Origin of the sequence: Streptomyces sp. NPDC006134 (assembly GCF_040628835.1) — a bacterium.
Lineage (GTDB): Bacteria > Actinomycetota > Actinomycetes > Streptomycetales > Streptomycetaceae > Streptomyces.
On the sequence record NZ_JBEXTV010000037.1, the window covers coordinates 1 to 23,130 of the forward strand.

Consider the following 23,130-nt stretch of genomic DNA (forward strand, 5'->3'; position numbering starts at 1 on the left):
TCGGCCCCCCCGGCCCCCCGGCCTCCGCCGCCCCCGGCGGATTCACCGGGCCCGCGGGGCACCGGGTGACCCGGGTCGGGGCGGTCGGGGTGCCGCCGCGACCGCCGCGCTCCGCACGCAGGCAACGACGTACCGATTCCGGATCGAGACCCTCGTTGCACGCCTGGTGCAGGAGGCGGGCGAAGAGGTAGTGGGGGTCGGCGCCCAAGGCCATGGCCAGCGCCTCCCGGGCCTCCAGTTCGTCACCGGCGGACCAGGCGACCCAGCCCGCCAGGGTGAGGGGCGGGGCGGCGTGCTCGCGGTACGCCCCGACGCAGCGCCGGGCCAGCGCCCGCCACAACCGGAGGGCGGGTCCCGCCTCGTCGCCCTCCATCCACTCGGCCGCGCGGTCACGAGTCGTGCGGTCCTGCAGCCCGAGGATCAGCCGCGCGGCCTCGTCGTACCGGACCAGTTCGTCGTCGCGGGCATCCGCCGCGAGCGTTCCGGTCACGGGCGGGGCGGCCGCCAGACGGCTCATGATCCGCGCGGCCAGTGCCAGCGTCTCCTCGGCCACGTCCGCACGGCTCGTCTCGTCGAGCATCCTCGGGACCAGCGCCAGGCCGGCCGCGTCCAGGGCGGCCTCCTGGTCGAGGGCGGCGGAGTTCTCCCAGGGCAGCAGCCTGGCACGCAGCTCGCTCAGCGATCCGCGGACCTGGATCCCGGCGTAAGTGGCGGCGGCGGCCAGCACGGACGTGCCCGGCAGGCCCATGGGGGTACCCTCGGCCGGACAGCAGGCCGCGTCCGGGCAGCAGTAGGACCAGAAACGGCCGTCGGAGATGCACAGCGCCTCGATCACCGGGACATCGAGGGCGCCGCACTCGACGCGCAGCTTCTGCACCAGCGGCCGCAGGCGTTCCATCACCTCCCGCCCCGACTGGCCCCGGTGCGGTTCCTGGCAGACGTAGGCGACCATCTGCTCGGGCCGGGCGCCCCTGCGCTCGCCGCCGGTGATCAGCCCGTGGACCAGCTGCCGGGCCGCGGACGGCCAGTCGTCCGGCTGCGCGGGAATGCCGAGCCGCGCCCTGCCGCCGAAGCGGCCGCGGCCGTCCCGGTCGTGCAGGGCGACCAGGACGATGCTGTCCTCGGGGCGGTGCCCGAGCAGGTAGGGCAGGGCATCCGCCAGTTCGGCCGGGGTGCGCAGGGTGACCTGGTGCTCGGCAGCGTGTCCGTCGTACGCGGTGCAGGCGACCTGGTCCGCCCGGTGCCGTCCGGTGACGCCTCCGTTGTCCGAGGGGCCCGTCGTTTCGCTGTGGTTCGTCATGCGTCGACGATCTCGCGGAACATAATGTTCCGCTTTGACCTGTGGATAACTACGACCAGGAACATGCCAGGCTGTCGGTCCTCGTACTCACCGGCCACCGCTCACCAGGGCCCATCCCGTGTCACAGGCCCCATCCCGTGACCGCCGCCCCGCGGACACCACCCGGCCCCGCCGCCCCGGCTCGGTGACCAAGCCCTCGTCTCCTCGGTCTCTCCCGCTCCCCCGGTTGTCAGTCCCGTCCTGTTGTATGGAAGGCATGGAGCACACGAGCAACGCGGACCTCCGGACCGCCGCCGACGCCGTCCTCGCCCGTCTCGTCAAAGACCCCTCGGGCAGCGCCCGGCTGCGCGAGGACCAGTGGAAGGCGATCGAGGCACTGGTCGCCGACCGGCGCCGGGCCCTGGTCGTGCAGCGCACGGGCTGGGGCAAGTCCGCGGTCTACTTCGTGGCGACGGCGCTGCTGCGCGCCCGGGGCGGCGGTCCGACCGTGATCGTCTCCCCGCTGCTCGCGCTGATGCGCAACCAGGTGGAGGCCGCGGCCCGCGCCGGCATCCACGCCCGGACCATCAACTCCTCCAACACCGAGGAGTGGGACACCGTCCAGAGCGAGATCGCCGCGGGCGAGGTCGACGTCCTCCTGGTGAGCCCGGAGCGCCTGAACAACCCGGACTTCCGCGACCAGGTGCTGCCCAAGCTGGCCGCCGCGACCGGTCTCCTCGTGGTGGACGAGGCGCACTGCATCTCCGACTGGGGCCACGACTTCCGCCCGGACTACCGGCGGCTGCGCACGATGCTCGCCGACCTCCCGCCCGGCGTACCCGTGCTCGCGACGACCGCCACCGCCAACGCGCGCGTGACGGCGGACGTCGCGGAGCAGCTCGGCACCGGGGGCGCCTCGGACGCCCTGGTGCTGCGCGGCCCGCTGGACCGGGAGAGCCTCAGCCTGGGCGTGCTGCGGCTGCCGGACGCCGCACACCGGCTGGCCTGGCTCGCCGACCACCTTCACGAGTTGCCGGGTTCCGGAATCGTGTACACGCTCACCGTGGCCGCCGCCGAGGAGGTGACGGCCTTTCTGCGGCAGCGCGGTCACACCGTCGCCTCCTACACCGGCAAGACGGAGAACGCCGACCGGCAGCAGGCCGAGGACGATCTGCTCGCCAACCGGGTCAAGGCCCTGGTCGCCACCTCCGCGCTCGGCATGGGTTTCGACAAGCCCGATCTGGGCTTCGTCGTGCACCTCGGCTCGCCCTCCTCCCCCATCGCCTACTACCAGCAGGTCGGGCGCGCCGGGCGCGGCGTCGAGCATGCCGAGGTGCTTCTCCTCCCCGGCCGGGAGGACGAGGCGATCTGGGAGTACTTCGCCTCCCTGGCCTTTCCGCCGGAAGAGCTGGTGCGCCGCACGCTGGACGTCCTCGCGCGCGCGGAGGGCCCCATGTCGCTGCCCGCCCTGGAACCTCTGGTGGAGCTGCGCCGCTCCCGTCTGGAGGCCATGCTCAAGGTGCTCGACGTGGACGGGGCGGTCAAGCGGGTCAAGGGCGGCTGGATCGCGACCGGTCAGCCGTGGACCTACGACACCGAGCGGTACGACTGGGTCGCGCGGCAGCGGAAGGCGGAGCAGCAGGCGATGCGCGAGTACGCGTCCACGACGGGCTGCCGCATGGAGTTCCTGCAACGCCAGCTCGACGACACGGCCGCCAGGCCCTGCGGTCGCTGCGACAACTGCGCGGGCCCCCGCTTCACCGCGGACACGTCCGCCGAGGCGCTCGACGCCGCGCGCGGTGATCTGGGCCGGGCCGGGGTCGAGGTGGAGCCCCGCCGGATGTGGCCGACCGGGCTCCCCGCGGTCGGCGTCGATCTCAAGGGACGTATTCCCGCCGGTGAGCAGGCCGCGCCGGGCCGGGCTCTGGGGCGGCTGTCGGACATCGGCTGGGGCAACCGGCTGCGGCCGATGCTGGCGCCCCACGCTCCGGACGGGCCCGTGCCCGACGACGTGGCGAAGGCTGTCGTGGAAGTCCTGGCCGACTGGGCGAAGGGGCCCGGCGGCTGGGCCTCGGGCGCGCCGGACGCCCCGCCGCGCCCCGTCGGCGTGGTGTCCATGGCCTCACGGGCCCGGCCGCAGCTGGTCGGCTCTCTGGGAGCCCACATCGCCGCGGTCGGCCGCCTGCCGCTGCTGGGCTGCGTCGAGTACACCGGGGAAGCGCCCCGCGTGTTCCGCAGCAACAGCGCCCAGCGTCTCAAGGCCCTCACGGGAGCACTGACCGTGCCGCCCGCTCTCGCCTCCGCGCTCGCCGATCTGCGGGGGCCGGTTCTCCTCGTGGACGACTACACCGAGACCGGCTGGACTCTCGCGGTGGCGGCACGGATGCTCCGTCGCGCCGGCGCGCCGGGGGTGCTGCCCCTGGTCCTGGCCGTTCAGGGGTGACCCCGTGACGGCCGCTGCAGGGACGCCCCTCGCGCCGACGGGCCGGGCTCGCACCGGGCGGCGCGGTCTGCCCGCCGAGGCGCGGCCGTACGGCAGTCCAGCGCCTCGGCACTCCCGGCGGTCCGCCGTTCCCGGGGCTCCCGGTGCCCGGCGGTTTCTCCCCCGGCGGATGTCGCCCTTCAGCACGCGCGTACCCGTCGGCCGCGGCCCGGCGGGCCGCCCGGCGTCCGGCACACACGTCCGGCGCACCCCCGTGGACGACCGGGAGGTACGCGGCCCCGCCCACCGAGGGGCATCGTGCCCCGAACACCCCATGCTTCACCCGGCGATGACCTGGGTAGGGATATAAGACCTGCATCGTCCGTTATCGGTCGGCGGTCCCAATTGCTCGTTGCCGCATCCAAGTTCGGCAGGAAGAATCGAAGTCCGCCCCCGCACGGCTCGTCCGTGATCCGGCAGAGCTTCGCTGCGGTGCGCGCTCCCCAGGAACCCGACCTCGCCCGCAGTACGGGCGCGTAGCCGAAGGGAGGAACGTGTCCTTCGGATTCGCTTCGACCTCGACGGCATCGTTGTCACCACCCGCCGCTTCCGCCAACCGCGTGCTGGAACCCGCGGAGTGGGCCGCTGCCGGAATCCCGCTGCTGCGCAACCCCCGGGAAGTCGTCGGCGGGCTGCACTCCCGGCATCACCCGAAGCCGGGCACCGCGATCGTGGCCGTGCTCGATCCGGACGAACGGCTGCGCGCGAGCGCCTCGTTCGCCGGCCGCCCGGCCCCGGCCGACGGATGGATGCTCCGCAACGTGCTGCTCTCCCAGCTCCGCCGGATCGTCCCGCACGACCTGCGGCGCCGCACGCCCGTGCGCACCGCCGTACTGCTGTACTGCCGCGAGGGCGACGCGCGGTGGACGGAGGAGGACGGCGCCTGGATGTGGGGGCTGCGCGACGCGTGCACGCTGCACGGGCTGCGCTGCGGGGCCTACATCACGCTCACCCGGGACGGCTGGCAGGTCCTCGGCGAGGGCCGTGGCGGCCGTCGCCCCAACGCGGCGTCCGCACCGGAGCCGTTCACCATGCCGGTGGCACCGCCCCCGCCTCCGCGCACCGGCGGCACCACCTCGGAGGTACTGCGCCGCGCCACGGCCCGCTGAGCCGTTCCGGCCCTCGTTCCCCGAGGGCACACCGCGCCGGACACCACAGGGGACACACCCGCACGACGGACCGGACTCCAGGGGCGGAACAGCCACACTGCACGGCTGCCGGAAACCCGGTGCCCCGGCCCGCCTCCGGAGAACTCCGGTCCGGAGCGCTCCGGCCGGCCGGCCGGACGAACGGAGACCATCCACCACACGGGAACCGGCCCGGCACACACCAGGCCGGCCCCTCCGGGTACACCCCGGGCATCACGCCGGTGTGCAGCCGGATGCGGCCGGTCGGCTCAGACGCCCGCGCCCAGCACCGAGTTGATCCGCTGCGGGTCACCGCAGACGATCAGCAGGGCTCCGGCCCGGGAATGGGCCAGGGACAGGGCGGTGGCGGCAGCGGCCTCGGAACCGCCGTTGACCGCGACCACGACCACGGGCCGCGCGGCGGCACGGTCCGCGACGGCGGCGTCGGCGTAGAAGACGTCGTCGCCCGCGTCGTGCTGCGCCCAGTAGGCGGTCTCGCCGAAGGACAGCTCGTGGGCGGCCCACGGATGTGGCTCACCGGTGGTGATCACCAGCACGTCACCGGGGGCGCGGCCGGAGTCCAGGAGCAGGTCCACGGCCTCCTCGGCCGCGTCGAGCGCGCCTTCGGCCGTGGCCGGGACCAGCTGGATCTGCGGAGTGGTGGAGGCGGCGGGCGCGGCCGGACCGGACGGTCCGGGCTTGGCGGCCACGTCGCGCGGCGTACGTTGGGCCGGCGGCGTGGGCCGGAGGGGCCCGGGACGACCGGGACGCGACGGAGCCGCGGGACGGGGGCCGGGAACGGGGCGGGGGGTCGGCGCGGTGCGGCCGCTGGCCGGAGTGGCGCGGGGACCCTGGGCACTCTCGTGAATCTGAGGCTCCTCGGGAATGAGAGGCATAAGCTGATGTTTATCAAACGCTGGTGCGGCTCGCGTCGGCGGGTGGCACATGCGTACGAGCGGAACCGTCAGAAATCGAAGCCGAGCTGGCCCTCGATTTCCGGAACGCTTCCCTCCGCCCAGCTGCGGGCCCTCTTGAGGTGCCGCCACTGGGGCAGCCCATCAAGATACGCCCACGACAACCGGTGGTACGGGGTGGGGCCCCGCTCCTCCAGTGCGGCCTTGTGCACGGGCGACGGATACCCGGCGTTGTCCGCGAAACCGAAGTCTGCATGGTCGGCACCCAGTTCGGCCATCATTTTGTCGCGCTGAACCTTGGCGATCACCGAGGCCGCCGCGACCGCCACACACGACCGGTCACCCTTGATGACCGTACGGACCTTCCAGGGTGCTCCGAGATAGTCGTGCTTGCCGTCGAGGATCACCGCGTCGGGACGGACAGGCAGGGCCTCCAGGGCCCGCACGGCCGCCAGGCGCAGCGCGGCCGTCATCCCCAGGTCGTCGATCTCCTCCGGGGAGGCGTGTCCCAGCGCATAGGACGTCACCCACTTCTGCAGTTCCTCGGCGAGCGCGGTGCGCCGCTTGACGGTGAGGAGCTTGGAGTCGGTGAGCCCTTCCGGGGGCCGGCGCAGTCCGGTGACCGCCGCGCAGACGGTGACGGGACCGGCCCACGCGCCGCGCCCCACCTCGTCGACACCGGCAATGACCTTCGCTCCGGTCGTGGCGCGCAGGGAGCGCTCGACGGTGTGAGTAGGTGGTTCGTACGGCATGGCGCCCCTAGGTTACGCCGCCCCGCACCCCGTTCGACACCCCGGCCCCCCAGCACCGCCACACCGCCGCGGCCCCGCCTCCAGGCGCCGCCGCGCCACAGCAGCAAAACCATCAGCCGGCCGATCACTTCTTCGGAAACACAGCCAGAATGTTCGCAGTCGCGAACTCCCGAGGGAGAGCATCACATCGAATCGGGGCAGGACATCCGCCTCGGAAGCCCTCAGGGCGGTCCCCCCTCCCTCGTCAGGCCGTTCCAGCCGGCCGTGCCCAGCCGGTCCGGGGACGCGGGGTGCGGCCTGGTCCCCCGCCTCGCACAGCCGATGCCACGACAACGCGCAACCGGTCACGGAGAGTTCCCGACGCGTACGCGGAGGTCCGTCCAGGGGTCAGGCCGGCCCCGGCACCCAGCCCGGCAGGACCTCCGTCCGTTCCACCCACGCGGCGGGCGGTGCCCCGGCCTTCCCGGAGGAGAGCACCCCGCCGACGATGGCGCAGGTGGTGTCCATGTCCCCGCCGACCCGGGCGGTCGTCCAGAAGGCCTGCTCGTAGTCGCCGAGGGCCCGCGCGGCCGACCACAGGGCGAAGGGGACCGTGTCGTGGGCGGTCGTACGCCGCCCGCAGCCCAGTACGGCCGCGACCGTGGCCGCGTCTCCGTAGTCGAGCATGTCACGGGCGCGCCTGAGCCCCGCGCCCACCGCGCTCTTCTTCGGCACCAGCGCGATCACGCCGTCCAGGAGCGCCTCGGGGCGGGGCGGAACGCCGGGCGCGGCGGCCAGGGCGGCGGCCGCGGCGACGGCCATCGCGCCGACCACGGCCTCGCGGTGCTGGTGGGTGGGGTAGGCGGAGATCTCCGCCTGGTGGGTCGCCTGCTCGGGATCGTCTGCGTACCAGGCACCCAGCGGCGCGATGCGCATCGCGGCGCCGTTGCCCCAGGAGCCCTGGCCGTTGAAGAGCGCCGCGGAGAGCTCCCGCCAGTCGCCGCCCTCCCGGACCAGCCGGAGCAGGCGGTCGACCGCGGGGCCGTACCCCCGGCCGGCGTCCTGGTGGGCGGCGAAGGAGTGGGCCAGCGCGTCCTGGTCGATGCGGTGGTGGGCGGCCAGCACGGCGACGACGGAGCAGGCCATCTCCGTGTCGTCCGTCCACGGCCAGGGGCCCGGCGGCAGCTCACGGCGCTGCAGCAGCGGATAGTTCACCGGCACGGAGAACCGGGAGCCGAGCGCGTCCCCCACCGACAGTCCGCGCAGGCTCGCCAGGGCGCGCTCCAGGCGCCCGTCGGAAGAGGAGTCAGCGGTCATCGCCCTGCCACTCTATCCGGTGATCCCGTACGGGTTCCGGATCTCGCCACCGCTCGAAGGGCCGGTCGAGGGTGTACTTGCCGTCCTCCCCGAGAACGAGCACCCGCATCTCGCCGTTCCCCGGGTTCACGAGCGACTCGAATTCCGCGACCGTCCAGTGGAACCAGCGCATGCAGAACAGCCGCATGGCCAGCCCGTGCGTCACCAGCAGGACGTTCGGCGGGTGGTCGGGGGCCTCGAAGCTGCGCCACAGGCTCTCCAGGAAGCCGCCCACCCGGTCGTACACGTCGGCACCGGACTCGCCCTGCGCGAAGCGGTAGAAGAAATGGCCGTAGGCGTCCCGGTAGGCCCTCTGCCGGCGCACGTTCTCGGGGTCCTGCCAGTTGCCCCAGTCCTGCTCGCGCAGCCGGGGCTCCTCACGGACCCGTACGCGCTCGGGGTCGAGGCGGAAGGCGCGCAGTGTCTCGTGCGTGCGGCGGTACGGGGAGACGTACACGCTGACCCGCTCGCGGCCGAACAGCTCGCGCAGCGTCCTGCCCGCCTCCTCGGCCTGCCGCCGGCCCCGTTCGGTCAGCGCCAGCGCGTGGTCGGGTTCGCGTTCGTACACGGAGTCGTCGACGTTGCCCGTCGACTCGCCGTGCCGGACGAGGACGATGCGCCGTGGTCGTGCCATGCCGAAACCCTAGAGCGGGCCGGGAGCGGACGGGCACCCGGACGGGCCCCGTACGACGCGGGTCACACGGTTGCCGGGCCGCGGCCCCCGGTGCGCACGTCCCGGAGGTCAGACCGTCCAGGAGGGCTCCAGTTCCACGATGTCCCCGGTCAGGGCGGCGATGTCGGCCTCCGTCTGGGCCCGCAGGGCGAGCCGCTCCACGCGTTCGGCGCGGTACTTGCCGTGCTCGGCGGCCGACCGCCACATCGACAGCACCAGGTACTCGTTGCCCGGCGCCTCGCCGAACAGGCCGCGGACCATGCCGGGCGAGCCGGCCATCGCCGGGTTCCAGACCTTCTCCTGCATCAGCACGAAGTGCTCGGCCCGCGCCTCGTGCACGCGGCACAGCGCCACCCGCAGCAGGTCGGCGTCGGAGAAGCGCGGCTCGAAGCCGGTCTTCACGTCGAACCGGTGGTCGAACAGCCTGACCTGGGCGTCCTTGAAGGTGCCCGACTGGGCCGCCGCCAGCCGGTCGTGGGAGCGCGCCATGAAGGAGTCGTAGAAGGCGCGGCTCTCCCAGAAGGTGAAGATGTGCGCCACACCGGGCCGCGCCCGGCTCCACCCTCCGCCCTGCCCCCGGAACCCCGGCTCCCCCAGAAGCCCCGCCCACTTCCGCTGCCCCCGCTCGAAGCCGCGGCGGTCCACCACGGTGCAGCGAATCCACTTGACCAGCACCGCGCCATGGTAAGGCCCCGGAGGGTGGCGCAGGTCACGCTCGGATGGACCATCCGCCCGTATACGCCGTGCGCGCGTGGCAGGATGGGCAATCGGCCGCGGCTGTCCGGCCGTTGGGGTGGACCGGCAGGGCGGCACCGGGGAAGGGGAAAGGTCTGTGAACGGCCTCAGCAAGGGCATCCGCAAGGTCGAAGTCGCACTGAGGTGGGACCCGTCTCCCGCGGGGCAGCCGCCCGCGGATCTGGACATCGTCGCCGCGACCTATCCGGCGGACGATCCGTACGGTGATCCCTCTTACGTGGTGCACTTCGACAGTCGCTCCCCCGACGGCACCATCTACCTCAACCGGGACAGCCAGGACGGCAAGGGCTTCGGTTTCGACGAGGTCATGACGCTGGAGCTGGACCGGCTCGACGCCCGCTACGCGCGCGTGGTGGCCGGTGTCGTCATCCAGCAGCGCCCCGGACGCCGTACGTTCGCCGACGTCACCAACCCCGGCCTCCGTATCCGTGAGGGCTACACCGATCTGGCCCAGGACGACTTCGGCGGCGTCCTCGGGGCGACGGCGGCGTCGGTCGCGGAGTTCGTGCGGGACGAGACCGGCGCGTGGGAGTTCCGCGCCGGCGTCCACGGCTTCGAGGGCGACCCCACGACGTTCACCGGCACCATGGGCGCCATGCGGCGGCCCTGACCGCCGTCAGGACATGCAGGACATGAGAACGGGCGAGGGGCGCCGGCCATGGACCGGCGCCCCTCGCTCACGGGGTTCTACGCGTCAGCTCAGCTGCAGCCGCTGGTCGAACCGCAGCCCTCGCAGATGTAGCAGGAACCGGCCCGCTGCATCTTCGTACCGCAGGAGAAGCAGAGCGGGGCGTCGGCCTGGATGCCCAGCTGCATCTCCACCAGCTCGGCGCTGGTGTGGGCCTGCTTCGGGGCGGGCTTGGCCACCTCGGACTCGGCCTTCGGCGTGGCGACGGCCTTCAGCTCCTGGGCGCGCGGCGCCGACTGGGCCAGGCCCTCGACGTCGACCTCGTCCTCCGCCGGCTCGTACGAACCGGTCTCCAGGTGACGCTGGCGCTCCTCGGCGGAGTGGATGCCGAGCGCGGAGCGCGTCTCGAAGGGCAGGAAGTCCAGCGCCAGACGGCGGAAGATGTAGTCGACGATCGACTGCGCCATCCGCACGTCCGGGTCGTCCGTCATACCGGCCGGCTCGAAGCGCATGTTGGTGAACTTCGAGACGTACGTCTCCAGCGGCACACCGTACTGGAGGCCGACGGAGACCGCGATGGAGAAGGCGTCCATCATGCCCGCGAGGGTCGAGCCCTGCTTGGACATCTTCAGGAAGACCTCGCCCAGGCCGTCGTCCGGGTAGGAGTTGGCCGTCATGTAACCCTCGGCGCCGCCGACGGTGAAGGACGTGGTGATGCCGGGACGTCCCTTCGGGAGGCGCTTGCGGACCGGGCGGTACTCGACGACCTTCTCGACCTTGGGCTCGGCCGCGGCGGGCTGCTCCTCGGTCTTCTTGTCGTCGTCCTTCTTCTTGGCCGACAGCGGCTGGCCGACCTTGCAGTTGTCGCGGTAGATGGCGAGCGCCTTGACGCCCAGCTTCCACGCCTCGAAGTAGATCTCCTCGACCTCCTCGACGGTCGCCGTCTCCGGCATGTTGACCGTCTTGGAGATGGCGCCGGAGATCCACGGCTGGATCGCGGCCATCATGCGGACGTGGCCCATCGGGGAGATGGCCCGCTCGCCCATGGCGCAGTCGAACACCTCGTAGTGCTCCTGCTTGAGACCGGGGGCGTCGATCACGTTGCCGTGCTCGGCGATGTGGGCGACGATCGCCTCGATCTGCTCCTCCTGGTAGCCCAGGCGGCGCAGGGCCTGCGGGACGGTGCCGTTGACGATCTGCATCGAGCCGCCGCCGACCAGCTTCTTGAACTTGACCAGCGCGAGGTCGGGCTCGACACCGGTGGTGTCGCAGGACATCGCCAGGCCGATGGTGCCGGTCGGGGCGAGGACGGACGCCTGGGAGTTACGGAAACCGTTCTTCTCACCCAGGTGCAGCACGTCCTGCCAGGCCTCGGTGGCGGCGGCCCACACCGGGGTGTCCAGGTCGTCCATGCGGACGGCCTTGCCGTTGGCGTCGGCGTGCTGCTTCATGACGCGCTTGTGGGCGTCGGCGTTGCGGGCGTAGCCGTCGTACGGGCCGACGACCGCGGCGAGCTCGGCGGAGCGGCGGTAGGCCGTGCCGGTCATCAGGGAGGTGATGGCGCCGGCGAGGGCGCGGCCGCCGTCGGAGTCGTAGGCGTGGCCGGTGGCCATCAGCAGGGCGCCGAGGTTGGCGTAGCCGATGCCGAGCTGGCGGAAGGCGCGGGTGTTCTCGCCGATCTTCTGGGTCGGGAAGTCCGCGAAGCAGATCGAGATGTCCATCGCGGTGATGACCAGCTCGACGACCTTCTGGAAGCGCTCGGTCTCGAAGGACTGGTTGCCCTTGCCGTCGTCCTTCAGGAACTTCATCAGGTTCAGCGAGGCCAGGTTGCAGGACGTGTTGTCCAGGTGCATGTACTCGCTGCACGGGTTCGACGCGGTGATCCGGCCGGACTCGGGGCAGGTGTGCCAGTTGTTGATGGTGTCGTCGTACTGGATGCCCGGGTCGGCGCAGGCCCAGGCAGCCTCCGCGATCTTGCGGAAGAGCTGCTTGGCGTCGACCTCCTCGATGACCTCGCCGGTCATGCGGGCACGCAGGCCGAACTTGCCGCCCTCCTCGACCGCCTTCATGAACTCGTCGTTCACGCGGACCGAGTTGTTGGCGTTCTGGTACTGGACGGACGTGATGTCGTCGCCGCCCAGGTCCATGTCGAAGCCCGCGTCGCGCAGGACGCGGATCTTCTCCTCTTCCTTGACCTTGGTCTCGATGAAGTCCTCGATGTCCGGGTGGTCCACGTCGAGGACGACCATCTTGGCGGCACGGCGGGTGGCGCCACCGGACTTGATCGTTCCGGCGGAGGCGTCGGCGCCCCGCATGAAGGAGACCGGGCCGGAGGCGTTGCCGCCGGAGGACAGCAGCTCCTTGGAAGAGCGGATCCGGGAGAGGTTCAGGCCGGCGCCGGAGCCGCCCTTGAAGATCATGCCCTCTTCCTTGTACCAGTCGAGGATCGACTCCATGGAGTCGTCGACGGACAGGATGAAGCAGGCGGAGACCTGCTGGGGCTGCTTGGTGCCGACGTTGAACCAGACCGGGCTGTTGAAGCTGAAGATCTGGTGCAGGAGGGCGTAGGCCAGCTCGTGCTCGAAGATCTCGGCGTCGGCGGGCGAGGCGAAGTACTTGTGGTCCTCACCGGCCTTCCGGTACGTCTTCACGATGCGGTCGATCAGCTGCTTGAGGCTGGTCTCGCGCTGCGGGGTGCCGACGGCGCCCCGGAAGTACTTGCTGGTGACGATGTTGACCGCGTTCACCGACCAGAAGTCGGGGAACTCCACGCCGCGCTGCTCGAAGTTGACCGAGCCGTCGCGCCAGTTGGTCATGACGACGTCACGGCGCTCCCAGGCCACCTCGTCGTAGGGGTGGACCCCAGGGGTGGTGTGGATGCGCTCGATACGCAGTCCCTTGCCCGCCTTGGGGCTCTTGGCGCGGGAACTCCGTGCCGGACCGCTCGCCGTCTCTGTCATGCCGCCTCCCATGTACGGGCGAAAACGCCCTGAAGTGCCCCGTTTGTTCCGTGGCACGGTGTTCTGTCTGGTGCCGCGGGCACCTCACTCCGCCCGCGACAGGTCTTTCGATTCGCCGCCGCCCGGCCGGGTCCGCCTCCTGCGAGCGGTCCCGGCCCGCCGGTCAGTCGGCGGCGCCTGCGGGCTCGGGGACCTGTCCGGTCTCCGCCGGCCCGCGGCCGTCTTCCTGGCTCCCCGCGCCGGCGCCCTTGCCGTCCCCGCCGGGGTGTTCCGCCTGTTCCCTGAGTTCCGCGATCGCGGCCTCGAAGTCCTCCAGCGAGTCGAACGCCCGGTAGACGGACGCGAACCGCAGGTAGGCGACGAGGTCCAGCTCCTTCAGCGGGCCGAGTATCGCCAGCCCCACGTCGTGGGTGGTCAGTTCGGCACTGCCGGTCGCCCGCACCGCCTCCTCGACCCGCTGGCCGAGCTGGGCGAGCGCGTCCTCGGTGACGGGCCGCCCCTGGCACGCCTTGCGCACGCCGTTGATGATCTTCGTACGGCTGAAGGGCTCGGTGACCCCGGACCGCTTGATCACCATGAGCGAGCACGTCTCCACGGTCGTGAAACGACGGGAGCAGTCAGGGCACTGACGGCGCCTGCGGATCGACGTGCCGTCGTCGGTCGTACGGCTGTCGACGACGCGGCTGTCGGGGTGCCTGCAGAAGGGGCAGTGCATGAACTCCAACCCTCCTCACAGCAGACTCAATAGCCCCAAAGGGCCTCACGGGCCCCTCGAAGCAGCCCCAAGCATAGGCGATCCCCGAGGGCCCGAAGACCAGGGGCACCACAACTTCTGGGCTGCTGCCGCAATCCAACCACTAGATGTGGGGATTGGCTCATACATGCACGTCATGCGCGCGTGTCGCATCCGCGCGCATCCGCACGGTCACGCACCGCCGTCGCTCCCGCCCTCGCGGACCCGTCCACTCCGCTCGCGTACGCGCGTGCGCGGACACGCGGACGCGCACATCGGCGCCGGCACCGCCGGGCGGCGGCCGGGCGCCGCCCGCGCATGCGAAGGCGACGTGGGCGTCGCGAGGAGGGGGCGTGGGACTCCCGCAGAGATGAAGACCGGCGCCTGCCGGGCGGGACGCCGAATGGCAGACTGAGGCGAGCGGCGAAGCGATCGCCCCGGCGGTGAAGCGTACAACAATGGGTCTTTTCGCCCGTCGGCCACCCGCGGCAGCCATACACCCGGAAACGCGATCACGTCACGCAATCCGCGGATTTTCACTCGAACGTGTGTTTGGCGCAACCTTTCGAAAGCAACTACCGTTGTGCAGCAGGGAGACCATCGAGAGGGGCCGCCGTGACCACCACCGCAGACAGCGCCACCATCACCGCCCAGGACCGCTCCCAGGGCCGCCTGGAGCCGGTGCACGCGATGAACGAAGCCACGCATCCCGAGGGGCACAAGCGCTCCCTGCCGGGCCGACCTCCAGGCATCCGGGCGGACAGTTCCGGACTCACCGACCGCCAGCGCCGGGTGATCGAAGTCATCCGGGACTCGGTGCAGCGGCGCGGTTACCCGCCGTCGATGCGGGAGATCGGTCAGGCCGTCGGCCTCTCCAGCACCTCCTCGGTCGCGCACCAGCTGATGGCCCTGGAACGCAAGGGCTTCCTGCGCCGCGACCCGCACCGCCCGCGCGCGTACGAGGTGCGGGGCTCCGACCAGGCCGCCACCGTGCAGCCCGCCGACACCGCGGGCAAGCCCGCCGCGTCGTACGTGCCGCTGGTCGGCCGCATCGCCGCCGGTGGCCCGATCCTCGCGGAGGAGTCCGTCGAGGACGTCTTCCCCCTGCCCCGGCAGCTGGTCGGCGACGGTGAGCTGTTCGTCCTGAAGGTGGTCGGTGACTCGATGATCGAGGCCGCCATCTGCGACGGCGACTGGGTCACGGTCCGCCGCCAGCCGGTCGCCGAGAACGGCGACATCGTGGCCGCGATGCTCGACGGCGAGGCCACCGTCAAGCGCTTCAAGCGCGAGGACGGGCACGTCTGGCTGCTGCCGCACAACTCCGCGTACGAGCCGATCCCCGGTGACGACGCGACGATCCTCGGCAAGGTGGTGGCCGTTCTGCGCCGCGTCTGAGCACCGCGGCGGGCAGGCCGCACCACGTCCGCCTCCCTGACCGGGCCCCGGAACCTCTGCGCCGGTTCCGGGGCCCTGTGCTGTCCGGACCCGAGGTCAGGGGCGCCCCGGGGCACGCCTACCGGAGCGTCCCTGACTCCGGGATGTCCTGGGGACTCCGGAGTGCCCCGGGCCCCGAGTCGTCCGGGATCGCGCGGCTTCCGGCCATCGGCCTTCGGCTCAGGAAGACTCGGCCTGCTGCGCCACCGCGTCGATCGCGGCCAGCGACTTGCGGACCTGGTTGCGGTCCGTGGTGTACCAGAAGTCGGGCAGTGACGCCTTCAGAAAACCTCCGTACCGGGCCGTCGCCAGCCGCGGATCCAGTACGGCGACCACGCCGCGGTCCCCCGACGCCCGGACGAGACGGCCGGCGCCCTGCGCCATGAGCAGCGCCGCGTGCGTGGCGGCGACCGCCATGAAGCCGTTGCCGCCGGCCTCCTCCACCGCCTTCTGCCGGGCGCTCATCAGCGGATCGTCCGGACGCGGGAACGGGATCTTGTCCATGACCACCAGCTGGCAGCTGGGGCCGGGGACGTCGACGCCCTGCCACAGGGAGAGCGTGCCGAAGAGGCAGGTCCTCGCATCGGCCGCGAAGTTCTTGATCAGTTCGCCGAGCGTCTCCTCGCCCTGGAGGAGGATCGGGAACTCGGGGATGCGGGAACGCAGTTCCTCCGCGGCCAGCTGGGCCGCCCGCATGGAGGAGAACAGGCCCAGTGTGCGGCCGCCGGCCGCCTGGATCAGCTCCGTCAGCTCGTCCAGCATGTCCGCCCGGTCACCGTCCCGCGCGGGCCGCGCCAGATGCTTGGCGACGTACAGGATGCCCTGCTTGCGGTAGTCGAAGGGCGAGCCGACGTCGACACCCTTCCACTGCGGGACGTCGTCGCCCTCGGTGCCCTCGGGAGCGAGGCCCAGCGAGGCGCCCACCCCGTTGAAGTCGCCGCCCAGCTTCAGGGTCGCGGAGGTCAGGACGACGGAACGGTCCGCGAACAGCTTCTCGCGCAGCAGGCCCGAGACGGACATGGGGGCGACGCGCAGGGAGGCGCCGAAGCGGTCGTGCCGCTCGTACCAGACGACGTCCCACTCGGAGCCGTTCACGATCCGCTCCGCCACGTCGTGCACGTTCTCCACGGAGGCCAGGGCCTGCTTGCGGACCGCGTCCTCGTCCTGGACGGACTTGTCCCGCGTCGCACCGATCGCGGAGATGACCGTACGGCAGGCGTCGCGCAGCGCCATCAGGGCGTAGCCGAGGTCCTCCGGGATCTCCTCCAGGCGGCCGGGCAGGGCCAGCTCCATCAGCCGCTCGAAGCCCTCGGCGGCGGTCTGGAGCTGGTCGGCGGCCTTCTCGTCGACGAGCTTGGCGGCGCGGCGCACGGCGCGGTTCACCTGGCCGGGGGTGAGCTCGCCGGTGGCGACTCCGGTGACGCGGGAGACCAGCTCGTGCGCCTCGTCGACGATCAGCACCTCGTGCTGCGGCAGGACCGGGGCGCCCTCGATGGCGTCGATCGCGAGCAGCGCGTGGTTGGTGACGACGACCTCGGCGAGCTTGGCGCGCTCGCGGGCCGTCTCGGCGAAGCACTCGGCGCCGTACGCGCACTTCGAGGCGCCCAGGCACTCCCGCGACGACACCGACACCTGCGACCAGGCCCGGTCCGAGACGCCCGGGGTGAGATCGTCGCGGTCACCGGTCTCCGTCTCGTCCGCCCAGTCGCGCAGCCGCAGCAGGTCCTGGCCGAGCTTGCTGGAGGGGGCGGCGGCCTCGAACTGGTCGAAGAGGCCCTCCTCCTCGTCCTGCGGGACGCCCTCGTGCAGGCGGTGCAGGCACAGGTAGTTCGACCGGCCCTTGAGCATGGCGAACTCCGGGCGGCGGCGCAGCAGCGGGTGCAGCGCCTCCACCGTGCGCGGCAGGTCCCGCTCCACCAGCTGGCGCTGGAGGGCGAGGGTGGCGGTCGCCACGACGACCCGGTCCCCGTGGGCCAGCGCGGGCACGAGGTAGCCCAGCGACTTTCCGGTGCCGGTGCCGGCCTGGACCAGCAGATGAGAGCCGTCGTCGATCGCCGCGGCGACGGCTTCGGCCATGGCCACCTGGCCGGGGCGCTCCGTGCCGCCGACGGCGGCGACGGCAGCGTGCAGGAGTTCGGGGAGAGAGGGCTTCGTCATAGCGCGACCACCCTACGGCCCGGGACTGACAAACGTGGGGCCGAGGCGGAGGTGGGGGGCGGGATCACGACGGGGACTCCTGTGGGCTTTGAGGACTCTGAGGGCTCCGGCGTGGCCTTGGGGAGCCTCCGGAGGCTTCCGAAGGTGCGGGTGGCCCTGCGGAAAGCCGATCGGTGAAAGAGGGAAGCGGTGTAGAGAGAAGCGGAAAGAGAGAAGCGGAAAGAGGAAACCGGAAAGAGGGAACCGGGACGGCGCGAGCGGTGTACCAGAAGTGATGGCACCGCGGCACAGCACTACAGCAGGTGGCGCAGATGACGGTCCCGGACCATGAGGGCGGCCCGCTTGGCCGGCAGGTCGACCTCGGTGGAGAACCGGAAACCGGCGTGGAGGAAAGCGGCGAGAGAGGGGGTGTTGCGCAGGTCGGGTTCCGCGACGACGCGCGCACAGGCGGGCCGACGGTCGAGGACGAGGTCGGCGACGGCCCTGAGCAGGAGGCTGCCGAGCCCTCGCCCGCGGTCGGCGGCGTCACCGATGAGGAGGTGGATCCCCGTGTCGTGAGGCCGGGCGGGATAGTGCCGGGCCAGCGGGTCGAGGTCGGCCCGGTAGATCTCCCAGTAACTCATCGGTGTGCCCTTCAGCACGCCTACGCAGGGGACGCTGCGCCCGTCGCCGTCCAGCTGGGCCCGCAGGTGGGCCTCGGTCACGTCCGGCACCCCGTCCAGCTGCCAGAACGCGGCGACGGCGGGGTCGTTCATCCAGCGGCTGATGAGCGGAAGGTCCCGTTCGATGCAGACGGGAACGAGGTGGAACACGCCCGCGGTCGTGACGGCCGGGCCCCAGGCGGCCACCCGGTCGAGCAGGTCGTCGCCGGTCGCCGGCCGTGTGGCGGTGGGGGCCTCGTCCCGCGCGCAGGACTCCAGGAAGGCGTCGGGCAGGCGCAGGTCCAGGGTGTCCTCGTTGTCCGTGCCCTGGCAGGGGCGCGTCTCGGTGCCGGGGTCCGTGGCCGGGGCGGTTCCGGCGTCGGCGCTCGCGTCGGTGGGAAGCACGGCGTCGCTCCTCTCGGGAGACGGGGTCGGGCCTGGTCCTCGGAAGAGTCGGAAGAGTCAGCGGTGAAGGGGGTTGGGGAGAGTGACGTAGACGGACTGGGTGTCGACCGGACCGACGAGCTCGTCGAGGCCGTGCACCCGGGTCAGCAGGTTGGCCTTGCAGCGCAGGACGGGTGAGTCCAGGAGCCGGGCGGGCAGCGTGCTGCGCAGCGGACGCGGCCCCGAGGCGGCGTCGGCGAGGAAACGGCGGAAGGCGGCGAGCAGCAGCCGTTCGTCGGCGAGGTGCTGGAAGCCGAAAGCGCCGATCAGCCCGAACACGTTGTTGAGGGCGAGGTAGTACGTGAAGCGTTCGTCGGCGACCTCGTCGGAGACGAACGTGTCGCTGCGGGCGCCGATGCCGGGCAGCCGGGCGTCGAGTTCCGCGCGCCGGGACTCGCGGAAGTAGTAGCCCTGGTTGTCGCGGTAGCGGCCGCCCGCGGGCCAGCCGTCGGCGTCCAGCAGGAGCAGCGTGTTCTGCTGGTGCGCCTCCAGCGCGATCCCCGCCTCGCCGTCCAGCCACAGCACGGGACGTACGGCCTGTTCGAGGTAGCGCAGGAACCACTCGGTGGCCACGGCCCCGCGCGGGCGGCCGGTCCGCCGGGAAAGACGCGTCACCACCTCGGCCAGCCGGGACCGCGGCGTGGTGTCGTGTGCCCGCCCGTCGTCCGCCGGGCCGCCCGCCCGGGGCAGGGGCCGGGGCGCGACCAGGGCGGCGACGCAGGACACGTCGTCCGCGGGACCGAAGGGGTTGTGCCGGATCACGACGTCGAGTCCCGGCACGGGCTCCCCGTCCCGGTCGTCGACCCCGATCCAGGCCGGGTCACGGACGATGTCGAACCCCGGATGCGCGGACCGCCACTGCGGGGACAGGCCGGAGCGCAGCAGGCGGTGCACTTCGACACCGCGGTGGAGTTCCTTGCGGAGGTTCTCACGGCGGGAGTTGGTGATGTGCACCCCCAGCGACAGCTTGAGCATGGCGGGGGAGCCGGTCCGGTGGACGGTCCGTACGGAGGAGGTGGGACACCAGGGGGCGCCCCGGACACCGAGGTCCCGGAGCAGCCCGGCGTCCAGCAGCGCCGCCGTCCGCGGCCGGTGGCGGATCTCGTGGAGCTGCCAGGGATGCAGGGGCAGGGCCGTGTACCCCTCGGGAAGCGCCGGGCCGGGACCGGCGAGGCGGGCGGTGAGCCGGGGCGCGCGGACCGGGCGGCCGCGCTCGGTCCAGGCGGAGTCGGAGGCGAGGACGGAAGGGGCGACAGCCAGCCAGTGCAAGGGAAAGGAGCCGCGCGTCTCGGGCGAGTACCGCCGTGCCTCGTCCTCGGAGAACCCTTCACGGCTCTTCGGCGCCGGGTGCAGCGGGTGCCCGAGGACGAGGGACTGTTCGGCGGCGAGGAAGCGGTCGGGCGGGCCGGCGGGGTTCTTCCGGCGGTCGCGGATGAAGACGGTGGTACGGCGGACCGAGTCGGCGACGCGCGCGACGAAGTCGGCCCCGCCCACACCGGTGGGGCCCTCACCGGTGGTCCCGGCGGCCTCCCTGGCCAGCAGGGCCGCGACCGTGACCGCGTCGGCGGGCGGGGCCGGGGCGGGAAGGTCGGCCAGACGCGGAAGGCCGAAGCGGTGCCAGCCCGTCGGCGACCAGTAGCGGACGGGGACGAGGAGCGCGGTGCCGCTGGCGGGCAGCGGGACGCGGAGGACGCCGTCACCGGGCGCGGGAAGGCCGGTTTCGCGCACCCAGCACCGCAGCAGGTTCTCGACGGCAGCCGCCTGGGCGGCTACGGACGGGTCCGGATGCTCCAGGAGATCTCCGAAGGCCACGCTCGGCCGCTCGGCGTCCGCCGCGCCGCCCTGCCGGGGAACCCGCTCGGCCTCGGGCGGGCCCGGTGGCCGTTCACCGGAGGAGCCGGCGCATGGAGAGCCTGCCTGCGGAGACGATCCTGCGTCCGGGCGGGCCGGTGGCTGAGGAAAGGGGTGGTCTACGGGTGCGGTGGTGTTCACGACGGTCCTCGGGGCGGGCTGTGGAGCGTGGCGGGAGAGCGTGGGGCGGACGCGGGTGGGCACGGCGCGGGTGCCGGCCGGGCAGGGCGCCGGGGGCGGCCCGTCCGGACGGGCGGACGCCCGTGTCGGCGCCCGGTCCCGTCCGGGGAGCGTGTTCCGCCGGACCGCCGGACGTCTCAGCTCCGGCGGCATGGCAGGTGCCCGGGTACGCGGCCGGGGTGGTGGCGGGCCACCGCCTCCACCGCGTCGGCCAGCCGGTCCAGGACCGCCACTGCCTGCTCCTCGGTGATCGTCAGTGGCGGGAGCAGCCGTACGACGCCGGGGTGCCGGGCGCCGAGGCCCACGATCAGGCCGCGCCGCAGGCACTCCCGCCGGAGGGCGGCCGCGAGTACGGCCGCGGCGGGGCGGGGGCGGCGCGCGCAGCCGTCCGGTACAGAGGCCGGCCTCCCCGTGGTGGTCGTGGCGGCCTTCGTGTCCGGGTCCGGGTCCGCGTCCGGGTCCGTCATCTCGATCCCGATCATCAGCCCTCGTCCCCGGACGTCGCCGACGCAGGGGAACCGTGCCACGAGCTCGCGGAGCCGGGCCAGCATCCGCGCCCCCAGGACGGCCGCGTGCTGGGCGAGCCGGTTCTCTCGGACGTGGGCGAGGGTGGCGGCGCCCGCGGCCATGGCGAGCTGGTTGCCGCGGAAGGCGTCGCGGTCGGTGCCGGGTGGCAGGACGTCCAGGTCGGCGCGGTGGACCACGACGGCCAGGGGCAGGCTGCCGCCGATGGCCTGGGAGAGGACCATCACGTCCGGGGTGATGCCGCTGTGCTCCACGGCCCAGAAGGCGCCGGTCCGCCCGACCCCGGTGTGGCTCTCGTCGGCGATCAGCGGGATGGACCGGTCGGCCGTGATCTGCCGCATGCGCCGTGCCCAGGCGTCGGGGTCGGGAACCACTCCGTCCTCCGCCTGCACGGGTTCCAGGATCACCCCGGCGGGCAGCGGCACGCCCGGCTCCCGGCCGTCGAGGACGGACTCGGCCCGCTCCGCCGCGCGCCCGGCCCCTCGCTCACCGCCGGTACCGAACGGGCAGCGGTGGTGTCGCGGGCACGGCAGGCACGTGACCGGCACGCCGCAGGCACCGCCGGGCGCGCCGGGCAGGCCGTCAGGCGCCTGGTGGCAGCCGGCGGTGAAGGCCACCACGCCGGTCCGCCCGGTCGCGGCGCGGACCAGTCCGGCGGCGGCCGTCAACGCCTCCGCGCCGGTGGGTCCGCAGAACCGCACACGCGCGTGGCCGGCGAGCCCGGGGGGCAGGGTGCGCAGGAGTTCGGTGACGAAGGCGTCCTTGACGGGGGTCGCCAGGTCGAGGACCTGCAGTGGGGCGCCGGAGTCGAGGGCGTCGCGGATCGCCCTCAGGACGACCGGATGGTTGTGGCCCAGCGCGAGGGCTCCGGCGCCGGACAGGCAGTCGAGATAGCGGCGGCCGTCCGCGCCCTCGACGGTGAGCCCCCGTGCGCGGACCGGCACGACGGGGAGGGCGCGGGCATAGGTGCGCGCCGTCGGCTCACACACCGGCCGACGCCTCACGCGCCCGTCGAACGCACCGCGCGTCCCGGCCCACGTGCCCGGCCCCGTGCCCGTTCCAAAGGGAGCCGCACCCCGGGCGCTCTTCGCGACGGCACCCACCGGCGGCCGCCCGGCACCGCCCTCACCGGGGCTCCGCCCGCCCCCGGCCTCCCCGGACCCGGACGTACGCCCCCCGCCGTCCCCGTCGGATACGAACCCCCCATACGCGGATTCCGCCACGGCTCCCTGTCCTCCCGCTGTCCACAGGCGCGTCGGCGCATCACGTCACCCTCGGCACCGGGGACCGCACCCGGGCATCCGGCCCCCCACCGCTTCCAACCCCGGGGAGTCCACCGGGTTACGGGCTGCTTCAAGATCCATTCCGTGACGGAACCGCCGCCGTACCGCCGGAACTCCCCCACGGCGACCGCATAGGGTGTGGTGCCGTTCCCGGGTGCCGTGGACGTCGGCGTGGCCCCGGCCCGTCCCGGCAGGTCCAACCTGGTGTGGACGGCGGGCCACTGCGTGCACGCGGGCAGGAAGGGCGGCTGGTACCGCAACATCGCCTTCGTGCCGTCGTACAACGACGCGGCCGTGCCGACCGAGGAGCTGCCGGACGCCACCGCGCAGGAGGTCACTTCCTACGGCGTCTGGTGGGGTGCTGGGCGCAGTCCTCGGACCGGTGGATCGAGCAGGGCGGCACGAGGGGCGGGGAGGGCGCCCCGTACGACTTCGCCGTCCTCCACGTGACCCCGGAGAAGAGATCGGGCGGCAAGTCGCTGGAGGAGACGGTCGGTTCGGCTCTGCCGGTGGACTTCGACGCGCCGGCCGTACCGCAGGTGGACAGGGTGACGGCGATCGGCTACCCGGAGGCGGCGCCGTACGACGGGCAGAAGATGTTCCGGTGCCAGGACAGGCCGGGCCGGCTGTCGGTCGACGCCTCGGATCCGGCGATGTACCGCATCGGCTGCACCATGACCGGCGGTTCGTCGGGCGGTGGCTGGGTGGCGACCGGGTCCGACGGCCGGCCCGCGCTGGTCTCCAACACCTCGATCGGACCGGTGACGGCGGGCTGGCCGGCCGGTCCGCGGCTGGGCGAGGAGGCCCGGAGCGTGTACGACGCGGTCAGCGAGAAGTTCGTCGGCCGGTGAGCCGGCGGCGCGGCGCGGGCGGGACGTACGGCGGCCGGTGACGCGCGCATGGCGGAGGGCCCGTCCCCGGTGAAAAAGGGGACGGGCCCTCGGACATTGCCGCGACCCCCGGTCGCGGGCGGTCA

The 23,130-nt window shown here is 72.8% G+C and carries 15 protein-coding genes and 2 pseudogenes; 5 read left to right on the forward strand and 12 right to left on the reverse strand.

Going from position 1 to position 23,130, the window contains the following annotated elements:
* Nucleotides 1-1,300 (reverse strand): DUF4192 domain-containing protein (locus tag ABZ340_RS23245; RefSeq protein WP_358783728.1); only part of this gene is annotated, 1,300 nt, incomplete at its 3' end.
* Nucleotides 1,301-1,556: 256 nt separating this feature from the next.
* Here ABZ340_RS23245 and ABZ340_RS23250 point away from each other — a divergent pair.
* Both ABZ340_RS23250 and ABZ340_RS23255 read left to right on the forward strand, forming a co-directional pair.
* Nucleotides 1,557-3,722, forward strand: coding sequence for a RecQ family ATP-dependent DNA helicase (locus ABZ340_RS23250; protein WP_358783729.1), 2,166 nt, complete (start codon nucleotides 1,557-1,559; stop codon nucleotides 3,720-3,722).
* 533 nt (nucleotides 3,723-4,255) lie between these two features.
* Nucleotides 4,256-4,870: a hypothetical protein gene (locus ABZ340_RS23255; protein ID WP_358783730.1), complete on the forward strand. Its 615-nt coding sequence runs from the start codon at nucleotides 4,256-4,258 to the stop codon at nucleotides 4,868-4,870.
* A 287-nt stretch (nucleotides 4,871-5,157) separates the two neighbouring features.
* Here ABZ340_RS23255 and ABZ340_RS23260 read toward each other — a convergent pair whose 3' ends face one another.
* The 5 genes and pseudogenes from ABZ340_RS23260 to ABZ340_RS23280 all read right to left on the reverse strand — a co-directional run bounded on the left by ABZ340_RS23260 (nucleotide 5,158) and on the right by ABZ340_RS23280 (nucleotide 9,237).
* Nucleotides 5,158-5,784, reverse strand: coding sequence for a hypothetical protein (locus ABZ340_RS23260; protein ID WP_358783731.1), 627 nt, complete (start codon nucleotides 5,782-5,784; stop codon nucleotides 5,158-5,160).
* Nucleotides 5,785-5,852: 68 nt separating this feature from the next.
* The gene (locus tag ABZ340_RS23265) at nucleotides 5,853-6,554 is read right to left on the reverse strand and encodes a ribonuclease HII (protein WP_358783732.1); all 702 of its coding nucleotides are present in this window, start codon (nucleotides 6,552-6,554) and stop codon (nucleotides 5,853-5,855) included.
* 387 nt (nucleotides 6,555-6,941) lie between these two features.
* Complete coding sequence (locus tag ABZ340_RS23270) at nucleotides 6,942-7,850, reverse strand: ADP-ribosylglycohydrolase family protein (RefSeq protein WP_358783733.1); 909 nt, start codon at nucleotides 7,848-7,850, stop codon at nucleotides 6,942-6,944.
* A 12-nt stretch (nucleotides 7,851-7,862) separates the two neighbouring features.
* Nucleotides 7,863-8,523 (reverse strand): annotated as a pseudogene (locus tag ABZ340_RS23275) (histidine phosphatase family protein).
* Between the two features lie 108 nt (nucleotides 8,524-8,631).
* Complete coding sequence (locus tag ABZ340_RS23280) at nucleotides 8,632-9,237, reverse strand: YdbC family protein (RefSeq protein WP_358783734.1); 606 nt, start codon at nucleotides 9,235-9,237, stop codon at nucleotides 8,632-8,634.
* A 157-nt stretch (nucleotides 9,238-9,394) separates the two neighbouring features.
* Here ABZ340_RS23280 and ABZ340_RS23285 point away from each other — a divergent pair, with 157 nt between their 5' ends.
* Nucleotides 9,395-9,928 (forward strand): TerD family protein, encoded by a 534-nt coding sequence (locus ABZ340_RS23285; RefSeq protein ID WP_358783735.1) that lies wholly within the window; start codon nucleotides 9,395-9,397, stop codon nucleotides 9,926-9,928.
* 89 nt (nucleotides 9,929-10,017) lie between these two features.
* Here the strand turns inward: ABZ340_RS23285 and ABZ340_RS23290 are convergent, their stop codons facing one another.
* Together ABZ340_RS23290 and nrdR are read right to left on the reverse strand one after the other, a co-directional pair.
* Nucleotides 10,018-12,906: a vitamin B12-dependent ribonucleotide reductase gene (locus tag ABZ340_RS23290; RefSeq protein WP_358783736.1), complete on the reverse strand. Its 2,889-nt coding sequence runs from the start codon at nucleotides 12,904-12,906 to the stop codon at nucleotides 10,018-10,020.
* Between the two features lie 163 nt (nucleotides 12,907-13,069).
* Entirely contained in the window at nucleotides 13,070-13,621 is a 552-nt protein-coding gene (gene nrdR, locus ABZ340_RS23295) for a transcriptional regulator NrdR (protein WP_358783737.1), read from the reverse strand.
* Between the two features lie 633 nt (nucleotides 13,622-14,254).
* Here nrdR and lexA point away from each other — a divergent pair.
* Entirely contained in the window at nucleotides 14,255-15,034 is a 780-nt protein-coding gene (gene lexA / locus ABZ340_RS23300) for a transcriptional repressor LexA (protein WP_358783738.1), read from the forward strand.
* A gap of 219 nt (nucleotides 15,035-15,253) precedes the next feature.
* Here lexA and ABZ340_RS23305 read toward each other — a convergent pair whose 3' ends face one another.
* From ABZ340_RS23305 to ABZ340_RS23320, 4 genes are all read right to left on the reverse strand, one after another.
* Nucleotides 15,254-17,230 (reverse strand): ATP-dependent DNA helicase, encoded by a 1,977-nt coding sequence (locus tag ABZ340_RS23305; RefSeq protein ID WP_358783739.1) that lies wholly within the window; start codon nucleotides 17,228-17,230, stop codon nucleotides 15,254-15,256.
* A 293-nt stretch (nucleotides 17,231-17,523) separates the two neighbouring features.
* The gene (locus ABZ340_RS23310; RefSeq protein ID WP_358783740.1) at nucleotides 17,524-18,276 is read right to left on the reverse strand and encodes a GNAT family N-acetyltransferase; all 753 of its coding nucleotides are present in this window, start codon (nucleotides 18,274-18,276) and stop codon (nucleotides 17,524-17,526) included.
* A 57-nt stretch (nucleotides 18,277-18,333) separates the two neighbouring features.
* Complete coding sequence (locus ABZ340_RS23315) at nucleotides 18,334-20,127, reverse strand: IucA/IucC family protein (RefSeq protein ID WP_358783741.1); 1,794 nt, start codon at nucleotides 20,125-20,127, stop codon at nucleotides 18,334-18,336.
* 356 nt (nucleotides 20,128-20,483) lie between these two features.
* On the reverse strand, nucleotides 20,484-21,875 hold the full coding sequence (locus ABZ340_RS23320; RefSeq protein ID WP_358783742.1) for an aminotransferase class III-fold pyridoxal phosphate-dependent enzyme: 1,392 nt from the start codon (nucleotides 21,873-21,875) through the stop codon (nucleotides 20,484-20,486).
* Between the two features lie 456 nt (nucleotides 21,876-22,331).
* Here ABZ340_RS23320 and ABZ340_RS23325 point away from each other — a divergent pair.
* A pseudogene (locus ABZ340_RS23325) lies at nucleotides 22,332-23,005 on the forward strand (hypothetical protein); the annotation flags it as partial.
* Nucleotides 23,006-23,130 lie beyond the last annotated feature (125 nt).